We start from the raw sequence: 23,483 nt of genomic DNA on the forward strand, positions 1-23,483 counted from the left end.
GCCAAGGCAGCCTTTTTATCTCTGTGCTGGGATTAATCCAGCAGCAAGTCGATTTGGTTCAGCGAGCACAGGTGAGCATAAACCGGTGAGTAGACGCCGCGCTTGGCAAATTCCAGTTTAACCTCATCGCTCAGGGCGTTGAGCTTTTGCTCATCGACGATATAGAGGCCATCTATATTGCTCTTTTCACCTTGTTTGTTGGTTACTGTCAGAGTCTTGGGTTGCAGTAATTCATGGCTGGTCAGGGTCTTGACGAACTGCTTGGTGATTTCACGGTACTCAATCAGGTTGCCGATAAATTCGATGCGGTTTTTCAGGAATTCGGTCTGCTCACCGGTTTCGGTAAACAGGGCTTCGCCCTTGTCTTCGCTGACATGCTTGCTGTTGACATCGATACCGATAAGTACATTTTCCTGGCTGGAGTCTCCGGCGGCAAAAGGTTGCATCCGGCACTGCATTGGCAGGTAACGTCGGGTCCAGGTGTTGTCCTTGATAAAGCAGTTGCTCTCAGGTTTCAGAGAGGTGATGGCAACCGGCTGGAATTCTCCACTTTGGCTGTTCTTGGCGAAAATGATCGGGAAGCTGGTGGCGGCAGGCAAAAATTCCTGCACCAGCAAGGGCAACATATGGTGCTTCTCAAATTCGCTGAAATCTATGCCTGGAGTGACTTTCAGAGCCTTGTGTGCGCCGTTGTTGAGCGGGACGTATTGTGCTGTCATTGTCTTTTTATCCTTGTTGTTATTTGAGGTTCCGTCAGCCAATCAACTGACGCACCGGAAAATAAATCGTCACTGAAATATCGGCGCCAGAACCGCTTCTTCGGTTGTATTAGTACCGCAAACCAGTAAAAAGTTCAGCTTGAGACTTATTGGCTTGTGACCCCAAGCATGCTGCGGATGTTAACAGTGGTCAAACTGGATGTCATTGTTAAAAATATGTTCGCAAGCGCTGTTTTCAAGAGGGCTTGGGAAAATAAAAATTGTCAAAAAAATGTAGAAATAAGGTTTGTACTTGTGTATGTTTAGAAATGACAGCGTTGTCATTGCTTGTGTGACTATTGTTTCCATGGCCATGTTGTCTTGTAAGGTCTGCATGTCGAGGATGAGGTCTCCTTTACATGCCTTCCACAGTTGAGTATCTGTCGGGCGGCTGCGCAACTGTGTTTTCAATACTGTAGTCTCTCCCCGGAAACTAGAGTGGGCTGGGTGCTGATTTCAGTACCTGGCCATTTTTTTATCCCGGTTGTCACTCAACATAGCTTGTTGAGGTGACAGCCACTGCTTGAGTCGACAGGGAATATGGCATCATGGTGAAAACAATAATAAGGACAGGAGAGTAACGGAATGAAGTTAACTATCGCGGCGTTAGCCATTGCCTTGAGCTTGGGGCTGACGGCTTGTTCTGACAAGCCGCCGGCAACCGGGACTGAACCAGGGCAGAGCCAAGCCGGTTCTTCGTCAAAAGCCTCGAACGAAGAGCTGACTCAGAATAAGCTGCATAGCTTTGCCCAGAGTTTGCAGTTGAAATATGCCGTGCTGTCCAATGTGCCGGATGACAACTGCGACCCGAGCCGTGCCGAAGGCCGCTGTTTCCAGGCGCAAATTCGCCTGACTCCGAGCGAAGATCTCAGCGCTTCTGACTGGGCCATCTATTTTAGCCAGATGCGTCCGGTACTCTCGGTTGCCTCGCCTGAGTTTCATATAGAGCATATTCAGGGCGATCTGCATCGTCTGACGCCAACCGCCGCTTTCGGCGGTTTCAAAAAGGGTGTCAGCGAAATCATCAATTTTCGCGGTGAGCTGTGGCAGCTGTCGGAAATTGATGCCATGCCCAACTATTACATGGTGGTTGAGGGGCTCAAGCCGGAGGTCATCGCCAGCACTGAAGTTAAGCAAGACCCGGATACCGGGCTTGAGTTGCTTCCCTATGTGCAGCCTTACACGGATGCCGAGAAACAATATCGCCGCAGCTCACAGGATAAGCTGCCCTGGGATACCGCCAGTGTCGTCTTCGGCCAAAATGCCGATACTCCCGATGATGCCGGCCTTGCGGTGGCAAGCCTTATTCCTAAGCCGGATTCAGTGACTTGGCTTGAACAAACACCTGTCACCCTCAATGCCGGGATTAAGCTTAACCCGAGCCACATAGCTACCGGAGTCGAGCTGCAATCACTCGAGGCGGCGCTCTTGCGCCTGCAAAGGCTGGGTGTAAGCCAGAGCGAGCAAGGGTTGGCGCTTAACTTGCTGCCTCTTGAGGAAGGGCAAAGCGAGCACTATCGACTCGAGATTGAGGCCGGCGGAATTAACCTGGCCGCCGCAGACGCCGCGGGTTACTCCTATGGCTTGGCGAGTCTTGCAGCCTTGCTGCAGTTGCCTGCCGATGATACCCAATCAATAGCACTGCCGCAGCTGCGCATTCAAGATGGCCCCAGATACCCGTTTCGCGGCATGCATCTGGATGTTGGCCGCAACTTCCATTCCAAGGCGTTTGTGTTGAGCCTGCTGGAGCAGATGGCGGCCTATAAACTCAACGTATTGCATTTGCACATGGCCGACGATGAAGGCTGGCGCCTGCAGATCCCCGGTCTGCCGGAGCTGACCGAGATTGGCAGCAAGCGCTGCCATGATCTCGACGAAAACCGCTGTTTGCTGCCGCAACTGGGCAGTGGCCCCAATCCTGAGACTCAGGTCAACGGGTACTACACGACCCAGGACTATATAGACATTCTCAAGTTTGCCGCCGCAAGACAGATCCAGGTGATCCCGTCGATGGATATGCCGGGGCACTCCCGCGCCGCTATCAAATCGATGCAGGCCCGTAGCCGCAAGCTATTGGCTCAGGGCGACAGTCAGGCCGCCAACCAATATCTGCTGGCGGATCCCGAGGATGCCACTGTCTACAGTTCTATTCAGTACTACAACGACAACACGCTCAATGTTTGTATGGAGTCCAGTTACACCTTTGTCGCTAAGGTGATAGATGAAATTGCCAAGCTGCATCAGGCCGCCGGAGTACCGCTTAAGCGCTACCACATAGGTGCCGATGAGACCGCCGGTGCCTGGCTCGACTCGCCGGCCTGTGAACGCTTTATTGCGACCAATTCGCAGCGGGTGGCCGACAAATCTGCTCTCGGCGCCTACTTTATTGAGCGGGTATCGCAGATGCTGGCCGAGCGCGGCATAGAGGCGGCCGGTTGGAGTGATGGCATGAGTCACGTCAACCCGGCCAATATGCCGAGTCCGGTGCAAAGCAATATCTGGGACATAGTCGCCCACGGCGGCTTCAAGCGGGCGCATGCCCAGGCCAATCTCGGCTGGGATACTGTGCTGTCTAACCCGGAAGTACTCTATTTCGATATGCCGCCGGCTGCCGATCCGAAAGAGCCCGGCTATTACTGGGCCAGTCGCAGCAGCAACAGTCGCAAGTTGCACAGCTTTATGCCGGATAACCTGCCGGCCAATGCCGAGCAGTGGGGCGATATTGAGGCCAGGCCTTTTGTCGCCGATGACACAGAGCAACTCAGCCCACAAGGAAAGCGTCTCAGCGGCCCAATGGCGCCGGGCAGGGGCTTTATAGGCCTGCAGGGACAACTCTGGAGCGAGACGATTCGCAGCGACACGACCGCAGCCTATATGATTTTCCCTCGCCTCTTGGTTTTGGCTGAAAAGGCCTGGCATAAGCCGGACTGGGAACTGGCTTACCGGCATCAGGGGGCAAGTTACAGCCAGGATTCCGGCCACTTCGGTGCCGAGCAGCGACAGGCGCAGGCAGAGGATTGGCATCGACTGGCCAACATCCTGGGGCATAAGGAGCTGGCCAAGCTGGATAAGGCCGGGGTGCATTACCGTTTGCCGCTGCCGGGCGGCAGAATCAAGGATGGCAAGCTTGAGGCCAATATCATCTTTCCCGGGCTCAAGATCCAATATCGCCGACCAGGAGCTGAGTGGCAGGAGTATCGCGGCCCTGTGGTAATTGCAGCTCCGCTTGAGCTTCGCAGTGTCTCACCCGATGGCCGCCGCTATAGCCGGGTTCAGCCACTGAATTAGTCTTTAAGCAGGTACTGATATGGGCTGGCGTTAACAGATAAAGCCAGTCCACGCTGCCTGACTTATTTTAATGCCTGGTTTTTAATGCCTGGTTTTAATACTTGAGTGGCGTTTAAGAGTAGTTAAGGACGCCTGAGTCGCTCAAAGATAATGGCTTAATGAGTATTTATTGGTTAATTTTCAATATATTAATCAAGTCAAAGTCCTAGCCATGAGTCGATTTATCTCTGCTGATTAAAAAAAAATGACAACGCTGTCATTTTTAATGTAACATTAGTTTAACCACATGGTTAACGATAGCTTTAACTTGAGTCCGCTCAGTGGAATGTCACCGGGTTAATCCTGAAAGGCGCCTTACTGCAGCGATTTGTCAGTGTTCCGCCGCGCCAGATTGCGCCGTGACCATAAAAGAAACAGAAAGAGGTCTGCCATGGGGGAAAACCCGACACCGGATACACAAGTGTATATAGGGATAGACGGCGGCGGCAGTAAGTGCCGGGCAACCGTCTACTGCCGGCAAAAGGGTGTGCTGGGAACCGGAGTTGCCGGTCGGGCCAATCCTTTACACGGTCTGAGCCAAACTTTCGACTCTATCATAAGTGCTACAGGTTTGGCCCTGGCCGATGCCGGTCTGCAGCAAGCCGATTGCGCCAATATGGTGGCCGGTCTCGGGCTTGCCGGTGTCAATATTCCCAGGCTTTATCAGGAGATCCTCGATTGGAGGCATCCCTTTGCCGCCATGTACCTGACCACAGATCTGCATACCGCCTGCATAGGCGCCCACCAGGGGGAAGATGGTGCCGTCATCATCACAGGCACAGGCTCCTGTGGTTATGCCCATGTGGGAGAACGGCAATTGTCTCTCGGTGGTCATGGTTTTGCTCTGGGCGATAAGGGCAGCGGCGCCTGGATGGGCTTGAAAGCCGCGGAGCAGGTGTTGTTATCACTCGATGGTTTTGCGCCGCAAACAGCCCTTGGCGCCAAACTGCTGGCCCATTTCGGGGTGACAGATGCCCTGGGGATAGTGGAAAACCTCGCCGGACGCTCCTCCAGTTGTTATGCCGCCCTGGCGAGAATAGTGCTGTCCTGTGCGGCCGAGGGCGATGATACCGCTACCGCTATAGTCAGCGAAGGTGCCGACTATATCAGCCGGTTGGCACGGCGCCTGTTTGAACTCAATCCACCGCGATTTGCCATGATAGGCGGCCTGGCAGAGCCGCTCAGGCCCTGGCTGGCCGACGATGTGGTCGAACGAATCGCCCCCGTGTTGGCGCCACCGGAAATCGGTGCCGTGCACTTTGCCATGCACCAACATCAAGACTCGCAATTTTCAGCCCGTCCGGCCGATGCCGGCGCATACGACTTAGCAAAGGTGAAACCATGACCCATACCATAATGGAGCGCGAGGCTCGCAGTGCTCCCGAGAAGATTGCCAACCAGTTGCAGGCCAATGACCGGTTAGCCCGAGCACTGGGGCAGCGGCTGCGCGAGTTTGCTCCCAAGTTTGTGATGATTGTGGGTCGCGGCTCTTCCGATCACGCCGGGGTATTTGCCAAGTATCTGTTTGAAATAGAGGCCGGTGTGCCTACTTTTGCCGCCGCGCCTTCGGTGGCCAGTGTCTATGGCAAGCGCTTGCAGTTGGCCGGTGGTCTGGTGATAGTCATCTCTCAGTCGGGACGCAGCCCGGATATTCTGGCCCAGGCCAAGATGGCCCGCGAAGCCGGTGCCTTTTGCGTGGCGCTGGTCAATGATGAAACCGCCCCCATTAAGGACATAGTCGATCTTGTATTGCCGCTTCGCGCCGGAGAGGAGCAGGCGGTGGCCGCCACCAAGAGCTATTTGGCTACCCTGTCGGCGCTGCTGCAACTGGCTGCTGCCTGGACCCAGAGCCCTGAGTTGGCCCGCGCCTTAGATGAATTGCCCCAGGCGCTGCAGGCGGCTGTGGATGCAGAGCCTCAACTGACTGCCGAATCTTTGCAGCACAGCAACAACCTGGTAGTGCTGGGACGAGGACTGGGTTATGCCATCAGTAAAGAGATAGCGCTCAAACTCAAGGAAGTCTGTTCTATCCATGCCGAGGCCTTCTCCAGCGCCGAATTTCTCCACGGCCCTGTGACTCTGGTGGAGAACCACCTCAAAATAGTCGATGTCTGTGTGGCCGATGAATCCTATGCCAGCCATCTTGAGCAGATAGCCGAAGTCGGGCGCCGCGGCGCTGAGTTGGTTCACCTCAAGCAAACCGCCAATGAGGTTCATCCTAGAGTGGCGCCTCTGGCATTGCTGCAGCGTTTTTATATCGATGTGGCCGCTGTGGCCATAGCCAGAGGCATAGATCCGGATCAACCGGCCGGGCTTAAGAAAGTCACCCAAACCCTTTGATTAAAGTGGCCGACGTGTCTAAACGGGACAACGCAGTGGAGAGCAGAGAATGACGCAAACCTTTATCGCCGAGCGCTTGTTCGATGGCAGGCAATATCATCACAATCTGAGCTTTGCTGTGGAGAACGGCCATCTGCAGGCCTTGGGCTCTGCGGCAGGTTCAGATGCTATCCGCCTGCAAGGCCTGGTCGTACCCGGGTTTATCGATGTGCAGGTCAATGGCGGTGGCGGCGCGCTGTTTAACGGCGAGCCTACGCTCGAGTGTATCGCAACCATAGGCCGGGCCCACGCCAGGTTCGGCACCACAGGCTTTTTGCCGACCCTGATCACCGACAGGATCGAAGTGATGAACCGCGCGGCCGATGCGGTGGCCGAGGCGATAGCCAGGCAAAGCACAGGGGTGTTGGGGATACATTTTGAGGGGCCGCACTTGTCTGTGCCGAAGAAAGGCGTGCATCCACAGCAGTATATCCGCCGAATTTCCGATGCCGAGCTGGCATTGTTCAGCCGTCAGGACTTGGGTGTTCGCTTGGTGACCCTGGCGCCGGAAAATGTGGCGCCTGAGGTTATCAGTGCCTTGGTCGAGGCCGGTGTCCGTGTTTGTCTAGGTCACTCCAATGCCGACTATGATACCGTGCGTTCGGCCCTGGCGGCCGGTGCCAGCGGTTTTACTCACCTCTACAACGCCATGTCGCCCTTGGGCTCCAGAGCACCGGGTATGGTGGGCGCCGCCATAGAGGACGAGGCCAGTTGGTGTGGCCTTATCGTCGATGGTCACCATGTGCATCCTGCCGCAGCCAAGGTGGCCATCCGCGCCAAGGCCAAAGGCAAGATGCTCTTGGTGACGGACGCCATGCCACCCGTGGGGTTGGATCAAGATGCCAGTTTTGAGCTCTTTGGCCAGCAAGTGCTGCGCCAGGGCGACAGACTCAACGCCATCACAGGAGAGCTGGCCGGATGTGTGCTGGATATGAATACCGCGGTGCGAAACGCTGTCTCTCTGCTGGGGCTCAGTGTTGAAGAATCCATGCGGATGGCGAGCGAGTATCCGGCGGCATTTCTTGGGCTCGAGCAGCAAGGCCACTTGGCTGCGGGCAAACGTGCCGATTTCCTGGTGCTCGATAATGAACTCAAGGTGCAAAGCACCTATATCGGCGGTCAATTGGTTTACGCCGCCGAGGAAAGTGTGCGCTGAAATAAGCCGTTGCGCCAAGAATGCGATTAACCCTCTTCACATAAGCAGTGCAGCTTTTACCCGGATAAAGATAATAACAACAGGGAAGCCCTATGACTGAAAAGATAGCGGCGGCAACTGAGACCGCCAACAAGCCCAGGCTGATGTCGCTCGATGCGCTACGGGGCTTTGACATGTTCTGGATCCTCGGCGGTGAAGCGCTGTTTGCCGCCCTCTTGCTGCTGACTACTTGGAGTGGCTGGCGTTGGTTCGATGGCCAGATGCACCACAGCAGTTGGCATGGTTTTACTTTCTACGATCTTATCTTCCCGCTGTTTATCTTCCTCTCCGGCGTTGCCCTGGGTTTGTCTCCCAAGCGTCTGGACAAGTTGGCGTTTGCCGAGCGACTCCCAAAATATAAGCACGCAGTTAAGCGTTTGGCTTTACTGCTGTTTTTTGGCGTGCTCTACAACCACGGCTGGGGGACGGGTATGCCGGCGGCCCTGGATGAGATACGCTATGCCAGCGTCTTGGGGCGTATCGCCTTCGCCTGGTTTTTTGCCGCCATGCTGGTGTGGCACACAGGGCTCAGAACCCAGATCTATGCTGCTGTCGCTATCTTGCTGGGATACGCCATGGTGCAGCTGTGGCTGCCGGTCCCGGGTGGCAGTGCCGGGGACTTCAGCGCCGCCGGTTCCATCAACGCCTGGGTAGACAGTCATTTCCTGCCCGGGATCAGTTACCAACATAAGCCTTATGATCCGGAAGGCCTGTTATCGACCCTTCCCGCAGTGGTCAATGCTTTGGCCGGTGTGTTTGTGGGCCGCTTTTTGCAGCAGCAAAGCTTTTCAGCCTGGGGCAGGGTAGGTTTGCTGTGTCTGGCCGGGCTTGTTTGTTTGGGGCTTGGCTGGCTGCTTAATCCTCTGATCCCGGTTAATAAAGATCTCTGGACCAGCAGTTTTGTGCTGGTGAGCAGCGGTTGGAGTCTGTTGCTGCTGGCGTTGTTCTACGCCGTTATCGATGTGCTTGGGCTGCGTTGGCTGGGTTTCCCCTTTGTGGTGATTGGTTGCAACGCCATCATAATCTATCTCGCTTCCAGTCTGGTTCAGTGGCGCTATAGCAGCGAAAGTCTGCTTGGTGGTTTTATCAATAGCGCCCCCGAGAACTGGCAACCACTGCTTGGTGTATTGGCCATGCTCGGGGTGCAATGGTTGCTGCTCTGGTGGATGTATCGCAGGCAGTTGTTTATTCGGGTTTGAGGCTTAGGGAAGGTTCGAACAAGCCCCATGTGTGCTCTGCGTCGGCTTACGGGCTTGGATGCAAGGCGTGGTTCGCAGCAAATGGCCTTAGTCCTTAGCAAGAAGCACAACACAGCAGGCAGGCCTGTAAGCCACGCCCTTCGGGGCTTTCACAGCAATTGGCTCTCTGCGTTATCCGACTTCGACATGCCCCGGCATGCCTTCAGTCAGATGCCTTGAACGCCAATTGCTGTGCAAGCCAGAGTGCCACGAGGACTTATTCGCACCTTCCTTAGCTCGCCGAACAAGCGGCCATCTGTCTGGTTTAAAATTAATGACAGCGTTGTCTTTTTTGTTATTATGACGTAACTTTATTGAAACAAAGCCGTGTATAAAGCTGCCGCGGCATCAAGGTTTCAAGCGTTAAACACCACTCAAGATGGATGGGGCGCCGATAAATTTGGTTGCCAAACAATAAATTACTATAAGAAGCAGGTTTATGAACATGACAGTTGCTACCCCGGCTGACGCAGCCTCAAGAAGCAGTTTTCTGCCTATGACTATCGTAGGTGCGCTGTTTTTCATCTTTGGATTTGTGACCTGGTTGAATGGTTCATTGATCCCTTTTCTGCAAATCATCTGTGAGCTCAATGAGTTTCAGGCACTGTTTGTCACCTTTGCCTTCTACATCGCCTATACCGTGATGGCGCTGCCCATGTCGTCGATCCTGCGTCGCACCGGCTATCGCAATGGCATGGCGGTGGGGCTGGGGATCATGGCAGTCGGCTCTGTGCTGTTTATTCCTGCCGCCTTCAGCGCCAACTTTTTAATGTTCCTGCTGGCGCTTTTTGTACTGGGAACCGGCCTGACCATTTTGCAGACGGCATCCAACCCCTATGTGGTGCATATTGGTCCGAAGGAGAGCGCCGCCATGCGGATCTCCATCATGGGGCTGATTAACAAGGGCGCCGGTGTGATAGTGCCTATTCTTTTTACCGCTTTGGTACTGGCTGATCTGGAAGGCTTCACCGCCGGGCATCTGGCTGCCATGGCCCCGGCCGAGCGAGAAGCCCAAATAAGCGAACTGTCTTCACGTCTGGTGATGCCCTATATCTATATGACGCTGGCGCTTGTGGTACTGATCGCACTGGTGAAGTTTTCTGCTTTGCCTGAAATCGCCTTTGAGGGAGAAGAGGGAGAGCACGCCGACAAGAGCGGTATAGTGCATTTCCCTCAGGTGATCCTGGGCGCCATAGCCATCTTTGCCTATGTGGGGGTTGAAGTGATTGCCGGTGATACCATAGGCCTCTATGGTGCCAGCCTTGGCGTCAACAATTTCGCATCCCTGACCTCTTACACCATGGTGTTTATGGTTATCGGCTACCTTTTGGGGGTTAGTTGTATTCCACGTTTTATCAGCCAGGAAAAGGCTTTGCTCGCCTCGGCATTGGCGGGTATTGCTTGCATTTTTGGTATCATCTTCTCATCGGCCGAGAGCCATGCTATCTCGTCGCTGCTGTGGGGGTGGAGCGGTATTCCAACTATTCCGGATACAGTCACCTTCGTCGCCATGATGGGCCTGGCTCACGCTCTGGTTTGGCCCTCTGTGTGGCCGCTGGCGCTGGAAGGGCTGGGCAAGTACACGGCCCAGGGCTCGGCGCTGCTGATCATGGGTATTTCAGGTGGCGCCATACTGCCGCTGATATTCGGCAAGATTGCCCACTTCAGTGACAATGTGCAGTTGGGTTACTGGATAGGCTTGCCCTGTTATCTGTTTATCCTCTTCTATGCGCTGAAAGGCCATAAGATGCGCAGTTGGTAACAGCGAGAGTTTAGCCCTCCTTGGTGACTTAACTGCTCATGGTCGGTAATAGCCGTTTGCTTCAATTCCCCGAGCCTTTTGGCTCGGGGATCTCGTCATAGCTGATGTCTCAGCCACGAACCCAAACACTCTTGTGTCATAAAGAAGTCAATGACGGCTGGCTCAAGCCCGAATGGCTTTTTCATCGCAGTCGAAAGGCGTTGGCCACTATCAATATCGAGGTCGCGAAATAGGGATTGGGGGTTAACCCGGTTACAGCTTGAGGTACTGGCGATACGCGGGTTTTTTAAACCCATCATCCAGGAAGTGAACTATGGCATTTACCCGCTTAAATCTTTGAGCATAACCATCAAGTGTTATTACGCTACCCATTGTCTTCGCCCTGAAAAATTGGCAAGAATCATAAGGCAATGATCTTTAAATTGAAATTTACGGTAGCAAAAATTACTCAGGCTGAAAGGCGTGTATAGATGTAGTTTGTGTTTGGTTTTTGATAGAGGCACAAGTTCCCATAAATAGGGAGTGCACTACAAACCTGTGGCTTAGAGATTGGAGAAATCGACCCGGGGCAAGCTCTCAAAACCCGGGTGGGCAAAAAGGTAGCCCTGCATCAGTTCGATTCCTGCTGTTTTGAGCCAAAAACATTCTCCTTGGGTTTCTATTCCCTCGGCCAAAGGGATGATGCCCAAATCCTGAAACATGCTCAGGCAATGTGTCACTATCGATTGGCGAACTTTGTCTGTATCTATATTCCGGATTAACGCCATATCAAGCTTTATGATATTGGTCTGGAAATTTGCCAGTAGATCCAGCCCTGAATACCCGGAACCAAAGTCATCTATGGCGGTTATGAAGCCCAGGGCTCGATAGCATTCCACAATACGTTTAACGTGATTGCTGTCTTCAATCTTCTCCACTTCAGTGAATTCAAACATGATCCTCTCGGTAGGGAAGTTGTACTTTTTGGCCGCTTCCAGAGTGGTTCGAATGCAGCGCTCGGGTTTATATACGGCATTGGGGAGAAAGTTGATACTCAACATGGAGTCTATGCCAAGCCGCGAGGCCAGCGAGATGGCTTTTATCCGGCACATCTGATCAAAGATATAGCGGTTGTGGTCATTGACCTTGGAAAATATCTGGCCTGCCGCCTCATTGTTTAATCCCCTAACCAGTGCTTCATAGCCAAACACGCTGTTATTTTTGATGTTTATTATGGGTTGAAAAGCCATTGAGAAATCAAACCCCAACTCCTTTTTGTTTAGGCAATTACTGCAGGAGTGAATTTCATAACTTGCTGTTCCTTCAAGCATTAAAATGACCTTTTCGAGTGTTTATCCTTAAGGTTAGCTGGCTTTTTATGCTTAAGCAAAGCGGCTTTAGGTTAAGCCATGAGTTAGCGCAAAGGGAGAGGGAAAGGGCGGTCTGCCGCAGAAATCGGGTCAAACCATGGCTGAAGTCAGCGGGAATGATATAAACAAAAACGCCACTCAGTGAGTGGCGTTTTTGCTGTTTCATGGTGCCGGCACCAAGAGTCGAACTCGGGACCTACTGATTACAAGTCAGTTGCTCTACCAACTGAGCTATGCCGGCTAAATTGTGGTGCCCGAACCCGGAATCGAACCAGGGACACGCGGATTTTCAATCCGCTGCTCTACCAACTGAGCTATTCGGGCAACTGAACTGAGTGCCAGTCATCTACTTCGAACCGGGAGTTGAGGCCCGTGTCGTTCGGAGTGCGCGTATAATATAGTTCTGAATTTTTTCCTGCAAGTGCTTTTTCCGCATAAATCCTGTGTTCGCTCAGTTAATGCTCAGAATTGGGCTTTTTGAGCTGAAATTAAACTGATATCGCTTGAAAAGCCAGCAGGCCGCCTATTGCATCAAACTATCTTTGCCGCAATCTGCCGTGTTACCCGCATCACTGTGGCTCTTTAAGCCCACCTTTTGTCCTACTTTCTAAAATTTCGAAAGAAATGGCCAATATTTAATGATTTTAGTTTTCATTTAGCCTCCATATGATGAGCTTAAGACATAGCTTAAGGATAGAAAATGCTTGCCAACACTCGTCAGGGCTACGGCCTTGTCAGCATTTTGAGCCACTGGTTATCGGCCATTGCCGTGATAGGCCTGTTTGGGCTCGGCTACTGGATGGTTGATTTGACCTATTACAGTGCCTGGTATCAGAAGGGGCCGCATCTGCACAAGAGTATCGGTATTTTGCTGTTGGCGCTTACCCTGGTCAGATTGTTGTGGAAACTGCTGAGCCCGTCGCCACAGGCGATACCGGACAAGCCTTTACTGCAGAAGGCGGCCCGTTTGATGCATTGGGGACTCTACCTGTTGCTGCTGCTGATTATGTTGAGCGGCATATTGATCTCCACCGCCGATGGCCGGGGTATCACGGTATTTGACTGGTTTGAGCTGCCGGGTGTCGGTGAGCTGTTTAACAATCAGGCCGATATCGCCGGGGCGATACATAAATACGCCGCCTATAGCTTGATAGCCTTGGTGGTGCTGCATGCCTTGGCGGCGCTGAAACACCATTTTATCGATAAAGATCAGACACTCGTCAGGATGATTAAACTCAAGAGAGGATAGCAAAATGAAAAAGACCCTGTTTGCCGGTTTGCTTGGCAGCGCCCTGTTATTGCCTTGCGCCGTGAATGCCGCCGACTATGTGATTGATACTCAGGGCGCCCATGCCTCTATCAACTTTAGAGTCAACCATCTTGGCTATAGCTTTGTGGTCGGGCGTTTTAACGAATTTGAAGGCAGCTTCAGCTTTGACAAGGCCAACCCGACAGATGCCAAGGTGAATGTGACCATCAACACCCAAAGCCTGGATTCAAACCATGCCGAGCGGGACAAGCACCTGCGTTCGGCCGACTTCATCAATGCCGGCAAGTATCCCAAGGCCAGCTTCAAGTCTACCAAGGTGGAGGACAAAGGGAATGGCGAATTGGCGATTACCGGTGACTTTACCCTCAATGGGGTCACCAAGCCGCTGACCATAGATGCCAAGGCTATCGGCGAAGGGCAGGACCCTTGGGGGGGTTATCGCGCCGGGTTTGTCGGCTCTACCGAGTTTGCCCTTAAGGATTACAAGATTACTACCGATCTGGGCCCGGCTTCCACTCACGTCAAACTCGACCTGGTTGTTGAAGGGGTTAAGCAGTAACCCACAATAGTTTTTACAGAAGGCGCCGTCGGCGCCTTTTTCTTTTTGGCCTGTAAACTGGCAGCGAAAGTCACCGAAAGTCAGCGCCGATATGGCACAATGAGCGCCAATACAAACAATAGAGCCCGGGTAGTTGGGCCGCCGGTGAGTTGTGAGCTGAAACCATGTTGAATATCGAAACCCTTGAGCAGCTTAAACAACTGCTCGAAAGCCAACCCGCGGTATTATTGCTGTTCGGCGGCGAGCATTGCGGCGTGTGTCAGGCGTTGAAGCCCAGAATAAGCGCCATGTTGGCCGACGAGTATCCACTATTGCAGGCGGCCTATATCGATTGTCAGGGCCCTGGCCAGCAGCTATCCGCCCAGATGAGTATCTTCAGTCTACCCGTGGTGCAGGTCTATTTTGACGGCGAAAAGTTTGCCGAGTTGCAGCGGGTATTTTCTCTGGCGGATCTGCGAGAGGCAATCGACAGGCCCTATCGGCTCAGTTTTGAGTCTTAGGGAAAATAATCGACAGGGCTTTCTGTTATTGAGTTCGGAGCTAAGGAAGGTGTGAATAAGTCCTTGTGGCACTCTGGCTTGCACAGCAATTGGCGTTCAAGGCATCTGACTGAAGGCATGCCGGGGCCTGTCGAAGTCGGATAACGCAGAGAGCCGGTTGCTGTGAAAGCCCCAAAGGGCGTGGCTTACAGGCCTGTCTGCTGTGTTGTGTTTCTTGTAAAGGACTAAGCCATTTGCGGCGAACCACGCCTTGCATCCAGGCCTGTAAGCCGACGCAGAGCACACATGGGACTTGTTCGCACCTTCCCTGAAGGAGTAGTTAGATGAAAAATAGGGTGTATATGGCCCAGAGTCTGGATGGTTTTATTGCCGGACCCAATGGTGAGCTTGATTGGTTGGCGGCAATAGATAACCCGGAGGGCAGCGATCTGGGATTTGCCGAGTTTATGGCTTCGGTCGATGCTCTGCTCATGGGGCGCAACACTTTTGAAGTGGTGGCCGCCTTCGATGCCTGGCCCTACGATAAACCTGTATTTGTTGCCAGCAATAGTCTCAAGCAATTACCGGAGGGTTTTGCCGGCAAAGCCGAGTTAATTTGCGGCTCGGCAACTGAAATGCTCGGCACCTTGCATGCAAAGGGGTACCACAACATCTATCTCGATGGCGGCGCTCTTATTCGCTCCTTTATTGCCGCCGCTCTGGTCGATGAGCTGACCATTACCACAGTGCCTGTGTTGCTGGGGGGCGGGATCCGGCTATTTGATACCTTGCCTGGTTCTGTGAACTTGAAGCTGGTGTCATCACAGCTGTTGCTGGGGCAATTGGTAAAGAATCGTTATCAGTTTCAAAGGGAGACACAGGCATGAATCAAGTGGGTACCTTAATCTTTTTCTGCGGCAAGATGGGCGCGGGCAAGTCGACTCTGTCGCAAGAGTTGGCTTCAGAGCGGCGCGCCGTCTGTATTAGTGAAGATCAGTGGCTTGCCGCTCTTTTCCCGCAAGAGATCCAAAACTTTGGCGACTATCTCAAGTTTTCGGCCCGGCTCAAACCTGTTATGAGCGCACATATTCAGGCCTTACTCGGTTGCGGTGTCGATGTGGTGCTGGACTTCCCGGCCAATACCGCAGTGCAGCGTCATGGATTCAAGGCCCTGGCCGAGGCGGCTGGAGCGCAGCATCTGCTGGTCTATTTAGAGGCAGATGATGAGTTGTGTCTCGAGCGTCTGGCACTCAGAAGAGTTCAATGCCCGGAGCGGGCAGCGTTCGACAATGAAACCGTCTTTCGGCAGGTGAGTGCCTATTTTGAGGTGCCAACGGCCGAGGAAGCGCTATCGATAGAGGTGCGCCCGGCCTGAAAACAGCGGACATGGCGTTCGTTATTTGGCTGTGGCAGACCAAGGTTATTTGTGCCAATATGCGCCGGCCGGTTTGCTGCTCTTTGGCAGAGTTCAAACATGGCGCTATAGTCATGCGGGCGCGAAGGCGCCGCAAAATAGAGGTTAGATTATGAAGAGAGCAGTGAAGGCAGTCCAATTATCGCTTGAATAGATTCTTAGCAATAATTGGACGCGAAAATGAATAGAAACAATATCTGGAATTACTCATTCTTATACTCTTTGGTACTTCTGGTACCTTTCGATCTGCTTGCTTCACTGGGGATGGACTTATACCTTCCGGCAGTGAATGACATCGGCACAAGTTTCAAGGTAGGAAGGGAGCAGGTTCAGCTGACGCTGACCATGTATATGGCACTCCTAGGCCTTGGGCAATTGCTGTTTGGCCCCCTCTCGGACAAGTTTGGCAGAAGGCCGATAGTCGTTATTGGCGCTGTCTTGTACTCATTGTCCAGCCTGGCTATTCCCTTAAGTCCGAACTTCGATTACTTTCTGGGACTGAGATTGTTACAGTCGCTGAGCGCGTCTGCACTATTGGTTGCGGCGTTTGCCACGGTCAGAGATGTATTTGCAGAAAGGGAAGAAGGCGTAGTCGTTTACGCCATCATGGGTTCAGTGTTGGCTTGTGTACCGGCAGTGGCACCGTTTCTGGGCGCCTTGATAGAAAAGCAGTGGCATTGGCAGGGCATATTTTACTTCCTGGGAATATTCGCTGCCGTGGTTGCCGTGCACACAGTGTTTAAATGGCCAGAAACCCGGCCGGCCAAAACCCAGCCGTTTCGTTTCAATAGCTTGTTCACCATCCTGGGGTCCAAGACTTTTATCGGTTATACCTTGGCTTATGCAACGGCAATGGGAACCTTCTTCGCCTACTTTTCCACCTCGCCCTCGGTGCTGATGGATACCTTGAGCCTGAGTAAAGTCGAGTTCAGCCTCTGGTTCGGCTCGGTGGCGATTGTGATGATACTGACCACCAGGTTCGTCAAGCCTTTGGTTGGGCGTTGGGGAATAAGCGGCACAGTGTTTCGAGGGCTGGCGGGGCTATTTGTCAGTGGGCTTATCCTCTATCTGTGCGAGTGGCTCTTTGGCGTTACCCTGCTGGGCTTTATGCTTCCCATGTACCTGATTGGAGTCAATATTGCCTTGACTTGTGCAGTCTCGGCCAACGGCGCGCTGCACGCCTTCTCCGCTTCGGCGGGTTTGGCAACGGCGCTTTATTATGCGCTGGAAAGCCTGTATTTAAGCCTGATGGTCAGTGTGCTGATAAAGCTGATCCCGCCCGGAACCTCGGCCATTATAGCCGTGTATATCCTTATCTCTTCCCTGTTGGCTGCGGGCTTTATCCTGCTGGGGCGGCGGCAACAAGGCTAGCTTGGACTTGTATAACTAAAGAGTCCCCCGGATTTTTGGGGGACTTTAATAGTCAAACGTGGATTTGAAAGTTTCAAACGTTGGCATTGGCGCGAGCTTATTGAGCGCATAGTTGCCCGTTAACTGCTATTGTAATTCTGCCAGTGATGAGCAGTGTAGTTTCCGAGAGTAAACGTCTCGTCGGAGCAGAAACCGAGGAATACCTGTGGCTGCTATCTAAAGATGGTTTACTATCGTAATAGCTTGAAAAAAACAATGGCGACTTGATTAGCGATGTCGATATCCAACTTATTAAGCTCTAATGGTTAAGCTTTTGAATGTAAATAGAAGTGGTGAAAATATGAAGATAGTTACACCAGAAGTACAAATAGACAATAAGACTGGATTTGAGCCATCGATTGATATTTTCGAGCGTAAAGAATTTGGTGAGCGGTTAGCCAAATTAATAGAAAATTCTGAGAGTAATCCCGTGATTGCGCTGGATGCAGGTTGGGGGCAGGGTAAGAGTACCTTTATCAAAATGTGGCGGGGTTACTTGTCGCATCAGCGGGAGAAAAAAATTCAGTCAGTGTATTTCGATGCCTTCGAAAATGATTATCAAAAGGACCCATTTTTGGCGTTGGCATCTGAGATGTATCAATTGATCTCAAATACGGATGAAGAAAAGCAAACTCAATTCAAGGATAAAGCGATTAAGGCTGGTAAGTCTCTAGCCAGAGGCGCAATAAAACTGACAGTGAGAACTGTTACCGCTGGTGTAATCGATGGTAGTGCCGTTGATGCGGTGGAGAAAGATTTATCCAATCTAATTGCAGACCAAGTGGATGATCTTGTAAAGGAAAGGTTTGAACATGCCCAAAAGGACAAGTTGGCACTAAAAGCGTTCAAAGAACATCTGTCAACATTTGCAACAGAGCAAGGGGATGGGGGGCCAATAGTTTTCATTATTGATGAGTTAGATCGCTGTCGGCCAGATTTTGCCCTTGAGTTATTAGAGCAAGTAAAACATCTGTTCTCTGTTAAGGGAATCACCTTTATCCTTGTCACTAATCGGGTGCAATTAGAGCAGTCAATTAAGGCTAAATATGGGGAGAGCAATCCTGTTAACTACCTGCATAAATTTATCAATGTATGGTTAACCCTGCCAAGAGCAACAGACCAGTATAATGATCATGGTTATAGATATTTACAATATGTCCTGCGGGAAATGTCAGGTGAGAACCGAAACACTAATCTCAGAGAGTGCGAGAACGTATTGGTAGAAGTTGTCCAATACTACCAGCCATCATTTAGAGAGATTGAGAGAATACTTTCTTATTTTTCTATATTGAGCAATATGTTAACTAAGGAACAGCTCAATAGTGAGTATCAATCTGTAATAGCTATTGTCTGTTACCTCAAAGTTTGCAAGCCTGACTCACTAAGACCTGTAGATGGTAAGATTAGTTACGATAGGATTGTTGCTGCAGCCAATTTTACTGATATTCAACAAACTGAGTTTTGTGAACTAGATCGCGTAGTTCGCGTGGTCAATTTTGACTTTGGTGATAAGGCAACACAAGAGAAGATGATTATGGATAAAGAAATATCAAATTATAATCTTTTTGGTCGAGAACCACCTAATCGCTTGTTGATTGTCAACCAGTGGTTAACTAACATCTCACTATAACTGACAAGCTCGAAACCTTTACAGGCCTGCAGTCACAAACAAACCGTACCAAGAGTGCTGTCCACACAGCACAGATGCTGTAAGGTCCCAAGTCCATTGCCAACCGAGTATATCGCCGGTGAGCCCTGGATGGTGCCTGAATTCGCCACGAACTGGCCGATAAATTTCGTCGCGACAGCAAAAGATAAAGGCCCATAAGGGCCTTTTCTCATTTCGCTCGCTACAGCTATAGCGGCTTATTCATCTTCTGCCGGTGGCACGTAGCCTTCAATCTGTACTTCCTGACCTTCGAACAGGAAGGCGACCATCTGCTCTTCCAGAAGTTTGCGATCATCGACATTCATCATGTTCAGTTTCTTTTCGTTGATCAGCATGGTCTGTTTTTTCTGCCACAGGCCCCAGGCCTCTTTGCTGATGCTGTCGAAAATGCGCTTGCCGAGTTCGCCGGGATACAGTTGGAAATCCAGGCCATCGGCTTCTTTCTTGAGATAGACGCAGTTAACTGTGCGTGCCATGTTTACTCCTTGGTCAGACTCGGTTCCAGGCTGGCCAATACCCGCTCTGTTGCAGCGGCCAGTCCCACCCGGGAAGGTTGGTTTAAGTTATACCAGAGACAGGGTTTGGGTTCCATTACCCTGTCTTTACTCTGGGCGCTGTGACCTTGGTCCAGCAGCGTGTCTGTGGCTACTTTGCTCTTTAGCCGCAGCAGCATAGGCTGGGCGTCCAGGTGAAAGTGGCTGAAGGTGTGGCGAAAGCCGGGCAGTTCAGTGATGCTGTGTTTTGCAAGCCCCAAGGCTTTGGCGGCTTGCAGCAGGTTTTGTCTGTTGCTGAACTCGGGGAAACACCAGAGGCCGCCCCAGATCCCGGCGGGTGGCCTTTGCTGCAGCAAGATCTCGCCATTGTGTTCCAGCACCAGTAGCCAGGCTTCTTTGGCCGGAATCGCCTTCTTCGGCTTCTTACCGGGGAATTCGCCCTGGCGCCCCATTAGCTGCGCCTTGCAGTCGCGGGCGACCGGGCACTGGTCACAGGCGGGGCGGGAGCGGGTGCATATGGTGGCACCTATATCCATCATCGCCTGGTTGTATTTTTGGATCTCGGCCTTGGGCGTGAGTGCTTCAGTCAGCTGCCAGAGTTGGTTTTCCACATCCTTTTGCCCGGGCCAACCTTCTATGGCGCCGTGGCGGGCGAGTACCCGTTTGACGTTGCCATCCAATATGGGGTGATGTTGCCCCAAAGACAGCGACAGCACCGCCCCTGCGGTTGAGCGACCAATGCCCGGCAGTGCCAGTACCGAGTCAAAGTCGGTTGGAAACTCGCCGTTAAACTCATCACGCACCTTGATGGCGGCCTTGTGCAGGTTACGGGCGCGGGCGTAATAGCCCAGACCTGTCCACAGATGCAGCACTTCGTCCGTGTCGGCATTGGCCAGGCTGACGACATCGGGGAAACGGGCAATGAATTTTTGGAAGTAGGGGATAACAGTCGCGACCTGGGTCTGCTGCAACATGATTTCAGAAATCCATACTTTATATGGGGTCTTTTGCTGTTGCCATGGCAGAGTCTTGCGACCATTCAAGTCGTACCATTTTACGATACGTTCTGCGAAAGAAGCTGTTTTGTTCATCGGCGCAGTGTAGCCGCAGCCAAGGGGCGAAACAAGGAGATTGATCCCCCCAAATGATTGACTTATTTCGTTCTTGTGGATTGTTGGTATACTTTTTCAGCATCAGGGCTTGCACTGTATGGTGAACTTTGGATAATGCCCTTCTTTTTTCACACCTCTCTAGGGGCAAAAATGAGCGAAGTCACAACGGCCGAGTTTAACGAAGAAGGCAAGTATCTGCGCAAAGTAAGGAGTTTTGTGCTGCGTGAGGGTCGCCTCACCAAGGGCCAGGCCCAGGCCATAGAAGCGCATTGGGGCAGCATGGGGCTGGATTATTCCCCCGAGCCTCTGGATTTGAACGCCGTTTTTGCCCGTGAGGCAGACACAGTGCTGGAGATAGGTTTTGGTATGGGTGCCTCACTGGTGACCATGGCCAAGGAAGCCCCCGAGCTTAACTTTATCGGTATCGAAGTGCACAAGCCCGGGGTGGGCGCCTGTCTTGCCGATGCCGGCGAAGCCGGAGTCACCAACCTGAGAGTATTCCATCACGATGCCATGGAAGTGCTGGAGCACGCCATTGCCGATAATTCTCTGGCGCGGCTGCAGCTGTTTTTCCCCGACCCATGGCACAAGAAACGCCACCACAAGCGCCGCATAGTGCAGCCGGCCTTTGCCGAGTTGGTGCGCCGTAAACTGAAAATCGGTGGTGTGTTCCACATGGCTACCGATTGGGAAAACTACAGCGAGCATATGCTGGAAGTGATGAATGCCGCCCCTGGCTATCGCAACCTTTCCAGCGATGGCACTGTAGTGCCACGCCCGGATTACCGTCCGTTGACCAAGTTCGAGGCTCGCGGCCAGCGCCTGGGTCACGGTGTTTGGGATCTGATGTTCGAACGTACAGAGTAATTACACCTGAGGGAGAAGCAGTATGGCTATTCGCAGTCGTCGTTTGCGCAAGAAATTGCGTGTTGATGAATTCCAGGAGTTGGGATTTGACGTTAGTTGGCGTTTTGCCGACTCTGTGTCGGAGGAACAGATAGATCCCCTGGTCGACCGTTTTATTGATGAAGTCATAGAGCCTAGAGGCTTGGGCTTCCACGGTGGCGGCCACAGAGAGTGGGAAGGCATTATTGCCACCCAAAGAATTGGCAAGTGCACTGAAGATGACAGAAGCGCAGTCAAGGCATTCTGGGAAGCTCAGCCAATCAGCGAGTTGGAAGTTACTGAGCTGTACGACATTTGGTGGAGTTAATCCCGGACGAGGCCTTGCTTGAGCAGGTGCTCGACAGGGTTCGCCCTCTGATTGGCCAGGGTAAGGTGGCGGATTATATTCCGGCCCTTGCCCAGGTCAATGCCAACAAGCTGGGGATTGCCGTCACCATGGCCGACGGCACCACAGTGGGGGCAGGGGATTATTTAGAGCCTTTTTCCATTCAAAGTATATCCAAAGTGTTCAGTTTGACACTGGCGCTGACACTATATGAAGAAAGCGAAATCTGGAGCCGGGTAGGCAAAGAGCCGTCGGGTCACTCATTTAATTCTCTGGTGCAGGTGGAGTTGGAGCGCGGTATTCCCCGTAATCCCTTTATCAATGCCGGTGCGCTGGTCATAGCCGACTTGCTGCAGAGCCGCCTCGGAGCGCCCAAGCACAGAATGCTGGAAGTGGTTCGCCGTTTGGCGGGTAATCCGCATATCTGCTACGACAAGGTGGTGGCCGATTCCGAGTATCAGCACAGTGCCCGCAATGCCGCCATTGCCTATCTGATGAAGTCCTTCGGTAACTTCAACAATGATGTGGATACTGTGCTGCGAAGCTATTTCCATTACTGCGCCTTGAAAATGAGCTGCGCCGATCTTTCCCGGGCCATGATGTATCTGGTCCAAGGCGGTAAGGCAATGGATGGCAAAGAGCTGATATCACCGCTGCAGAGCCGCAGACTCAATGCGCTTTTGGCTACATCCGGGCTTTATGATGGCGCCGGTGAGTTTGCCTACCGGGTCGGCATGCCGGGCAAGAGTGGTGTCGGTGGTGGTATAATCGCCGTGATCCCCGGTGACATGTCCATCTGTGTCTGGTCGCCGGAGCTTGACCGCAGCGGCAACTCACTCGCCGGAACGGCAGCGCTGGAGCAACTCAGGCTGGCCGTTGGCCGCTCAATCTTCTGATCCCAAAGGCAGCATTCCGCTGCCTTTGTTTTTTACGCCATACCATAGTTTTCAGCCTAAAGTTGCACATTAGGCGCTTGCCGGGTTTCCGGCCACTATGTAGCCCATCACCTGCGGTGCGGATAGGCAGGAAGCCTGAATGCAGTGAAGGACAGGACGTCCGAGAACGGCCTCGGCCTCGCCATCCCTGGCTCGGAAGGTGACACTTCCACCTGTGCCTGGGAAATAGGCGTATATCTGTGGGTATATAAGCAATTTCAAGCAACGCTATGATTGCAGAATTGCACCAAATTCCCCTCGGTGTCGCCGAAAGCCGTTGGCGCAAATAACGTGGCTGAGGCATGGATGCCGAAGCAGCGCCAGTCGAATCAGGGATGAGCGTCTGAAGCGGTAGTTATTTGCGCCATTAGGCCGAGGGGCTTTCGACACCGTGTGGGGCGGCAAGGGAGATCCAAGAGGGGATTGCTGTTGATCCCTTCTTGGTCGGGTGTGGGGCGAAGCTCCACGACTTTAGGCTGCTGGCACAGCGGCTATCATAGCTTTTAGCTAAAAGTTACTAATTAGTATTGGCAGGGCCTCCGGCGACGGATGTTTCTCATTGCCTGCCGCAGGCTTATGCACAGGCGATCCTGTGACACGCTGTTAACCCATCCTTGGGCGCTCGACGAAAACATCCTTGTTTTCGACGGTCACAGTCCCGCCTGTGCCTGGAATTAGGCGTATATCTGCAGCTCAAAACAACTCTGTGTGGGAAGAGTTGCACCAATTCCCCCTTCGGAGCCGCCGCTGGCGTTGTTGCAAATTGGCGTAGCCGAGACAGGGATGTCGAGGCTCGAAGGTCGAGCAAGGCGAATGTTGCGAAGCGACAAGTTCATGAGCGCGAGCCAAGGAAGGCGAGCTGGCCCTTATGCATGGATGCGTTTGGCGAGTCCTGAGTGTAG

20 protein-coding genes and 2 tRNA genes are annotated in these 23,483 nt (G+C 52.6%); 16 read left to right on the top strand and 6 right to left on the bottom strand.

Annotated features, from left to right (window positions below; translation table 11 throughout):
• Window positions 1-32 precede the first annotated feature (32 nt).
• Window positions 33-719: a SapC family protein gene (locus tag ACF8D4_RS14230; protein WP_025009486.1), complete on the bottom strand. Its 687-nt coding sequence runs from the start codon at window positions 717-719 to the stop codon at window positions 33-35.
• Window positions 720-1,343: 624 nt separating this feature from the next.
• Between ACF8D4_RS14230 and ACF8D4_RS14235 the strand changes: the two genes are divergently transcribed.
• The 6 genes from ACF8D4_RS14235 to ACF8D4_RS14260 all read left to right on the top strand — a co-directional run bounded on the left by ACF8D4_RS14235 (window position 1,344) and on the right by ACF8D4_RS14260 (window position 10,659).
• Entirely contained in the window at window positions 1,344-4,046 is a 2,703-nt protein-coding gene (locus ACF8D4_RS14235) for a family 20 glycosylhydrolase (protein ID WP_234520738.1), read from the top strand.
• Between the two features lie 430 nt (window positions 4,047-4,476).
• The gene (nagK, locus tag ACF8D4_RS14240) at window positions 4,477-5,430 is read left to right on the top strand and encodes an N-acetylglucosamine kinase (protein ID WP_054745424.1); all 954 of its coding nucleotides are present in this window, start codon (window positions 4,477-4,479) and stop codon (window positions 5,428-5,430) included.
• The gene (gene nagB-II / locus ACF8D4_RS14245) at window positions 5,427-6,425 is read left to right on the top strand and encodes a glucosamine-6-phosphate deaminase NagB-II (protein ID WP_221052685.1); all 999 of its coding nucleotides are present in this window, start codon (window positions 5,427-5,429) and stop codon (window positions 6,423-6,425) included. Before nagK ends, nagB-II begins: the two co-directional genes overlap by 4 nt.
• Before the next feature lie 49 nt (window positions 6,426-6,474).
• A complete protein-coding gene (gene nagA, locus ACF8D4_RS14250) occupies window positions 6,475-7,620 on the top strand; it encodes an N-acetylglucosamine-6-phosphate deacetylase (RefSeq protein ID WP_392465343.1) in 1,146 nt (381 codons plus the stop codon).
• A 92-nt stretch (window positions 7,621-7,712) separates the two neighbouring features.
• Window positions 7,713-8,858, top strand: coding sequence for a transmembrane glucosamine N-acetyltransferase NagX (gene nagX / locus ACF8D4_RS14255; protein ID WP_144221490.1), 1,146 nt, complete (start codon window positions 7,713-7,715; stop codon window positions 8,856-8,858).
• Between the two features lie 484 nt (window positions 8,859-9,342).
• The gene (locus ACF8D4_RS14260; RefSeq protein WP_392465362.1) at window positions 9,343-10,659 is read left to right on the top strand and encodes a sugar MFS transporter; all 1,317 of its coding nucleotides are present in this window, start codon (window positions 9,343-9,345) and stop codon (window positions 10,657-10,659) included.
• 542 nt (window positions 10,660-11,201) lie between these two features.
• On the opposite strand, the gene ACF8D4_RS14265 is transcribed toward ACF8D4_RS14260, so the two are convergent.
• From ACF8D4_RS14265 to ACF8D4_RS14275, 3 genes are all read right to left on the bottom strand, one after another.
• Window positions 11,202-11,969, bottom strand: coding sequence for an EAL domain-containing protein (locus ACF8D4_RS14265; RefSeq protein ID WP_028779010.1), 768 nt, complete (start codon window positions 11,967-11,969; stop codon window positions 11,202-11,204).
• Between the two features lie 204 nt (window positions 11,970-12,173).
• Window positions 12,174-12,249, bottom strand: a tRNA-Thr gene (locus tag ACF8D4_RS14270).
• 7 nt (window positions 12,250-12,256) lie between these two features.
• Window positions 12,257-12,332: transfer RNA gene (locus tag ACF8D4_RS14275), tRNA-Phe, on the bottom strand.
• A 376-nt stretch (window positions 12,333-12,708) separates the two neighbouring features.
• Here ACF8D4_RS14275 and ACF8D4_RS14280 point away from each other — a divergent pair.
• The 7 genes from ACF8D4_RS14280 to ACF8D4_RS14310 all read left to right on the top strand — a co-directional run bounded on the left by ACF8D4_RS14280 (window position 12,709) and on the right by ACF8D4_RS14310 (window position 18,770).
• A complete protein-coding gene (locus ACF8D4_RS14280; protein ID WP_144162432.1) occupies window positions 12,709-13,257 on the top strand; it encodes a cytochrome b in 549 nt (182 codons plus the stop codon).
• 4 nt (window positions 13,258-13,261) lie between these two features.
• Window positions 13,262-13,837 carry a YceI family protein gene (locus ACF8D4_RS14285; protein WP_109248991.1) on the top strand — a complete coding sequence of 192 codons (576 nt, stop codon included), beginning with the start codon at window positions 13,262-13,264 and terminating at the stop codon, window positions 13,835-13,837.
• Between the two features lie 164 nt (window positions 13,838-14,001).
• Window positions 14,002-14,337, top strand: a complete 336-nt coding sequence (locus tag ACF8D4_RS14290; RefSeq protein ID WP_054745432.1) for a co-chaperone YbbN — start codon at window positions 14,002-14,004, stop codon at window positions 14,335-14,337.
• Window positions 14,338-14,660: 323 nt separating this feature from the next.
• The gene (locus ACF8D4_RS14295; protein ID WP_044733973.1) at window positions 14,661-15,203 is read left to right on the top strand and encodes a dihydrofolate reductase family protein; all 543 of its coding nucleotides are present in this window, start codon (window positions 14,661-14,663) and stop codon (window positions 15,201-15,203) included.
• Window positions 15,200-15,691: an ATP-binding protein gene (locus tag ACF8D4_RS14300; RefSeq protein WP_096141517.1), complete on the top strand. Its 492-nt coding sequence runs from the start codon at window positions 15,200-15,202 to the stop codon at window positions 15,689-15,691. Before ACF8D4_RS14295 ends, ACF8D4_RS14300 begins: the two co-directional genes overlap by 4 nt.
• A gap of 219 nt (window positions 15,692-15,910) precedes the next feature.
• The gene (locus ACF8D4_RS14305) at window positions 15,911-17,101 is read left to right on the top strand and encodes a multidrug effflux MFS transporter (protein ID WP_186265444.1); all 1,191 of its coding nucleotides are present in this window, start codon (window positions 15,911-15,913) and stop codon (window positions 17,099-17,101) included.
• 340 nt (window positions 17,102-17,441) lie between these two features.
• Window positions 17,442-18,770 (top strand): P-loop NTPase fold protein, encoded by a 1,329-nt coding sequence (locus ACF8D4_RS14310; RefSeq protein WP_157822969.1) that lies wholly within the window; start codon window positions 17,442-17,444, stop codon window positions 18,768-18,770.
• Between the two features lie 236 nt (window positions 18,771-19,006).
• On the opposite strand, the gene ACF8D4_RS14315 is transcribed toward ACF8D4_RS14310, so the two are convergent.
• Window positions 19,007-19,285 carry an oxidative damage protection protein gene (locus tag ACF8D4_RS14315; RefSeq protein WP_025009475.1) on the bottom strand — a complete coding sequence of 93 codons (279 nt, stop codon included), beginning with the start codon at window positions 19,283-19,285 and terminating at the stop codon, window positions 19,007-19,009.
• A gap of 2 nt (window positions 19,286-19,287) precedes the next feature.
• The gene (gene mutY, locus ACF8D4_RS14320) at window positions 19,288-20,394 is read right to left on the bottom strand and encodes an A/G-specific adenine glycosylase (protein WP_234520743.1); all 1,107 of its coding nucleotides are present in this window, start codon (window positions 20,392-20,394) and stop codon (window positions 19,288-19,290) included.
• Between the two features lie 171 nt (window positions 20,395-20,565).
• Here mutY and trmB point away from each other — a divergent pair, with 171 nt between their 5' ends.
• Genes trmB through glsB form a run of 3 tightly spaced genes read left to right on the top strand, consistent with a single transcriptional unit; the run spans window position 20,566 to window position 22,542 of the window.
• Window positions 20,566-21,282, top strand: coding sequence for a tRNA (guanosine(46)-N7)-methyltransferase TrmB (gene trmB, locus ACF8D4_RS14325; RefSeq protein WP_025009473.1), 717 nt, complete (start codon window positions 20,566-20,568; stop codon window positions 21,280-21,282).
• Between the two features lie 22 nt (window positions 21,283-21,304).
• Window positions 21,305-21,628, top strand: a complete 324-nt coding sequence (locus ACF8D4_RS14330; RefSeq protein WP_025009472.1) for a YggL family protein — start codon at window positions 21,305-21,307, stop codon at window positions 21,626-21,628.
• Complete coding sequence (gene glsB, locus ACF8D4_RS14335) at window positions 21,628-22,542, top strand: glutaminase B (RefSeq protein WP_145839563.1); 915 nt, start codon at window positions 21,628-21,630, stop codon at window positions 22,540-22,542. Before ACF8D4_RS14330 ends, glsB begins: the two co-directional genes overlap by 1 nt.
• Window positions 22,543-23,483: the final 941 nt, after the last annotated feature.

Source organism: Shewanella sp. YQ_9 (assembly GCF_043103185.1).
Lineage (GTDB): Bacteria > Pseudomonadota > Gammaproteobacteria > Enterobacterales > Shewanellaceae > Shewanella > Shewanella algae.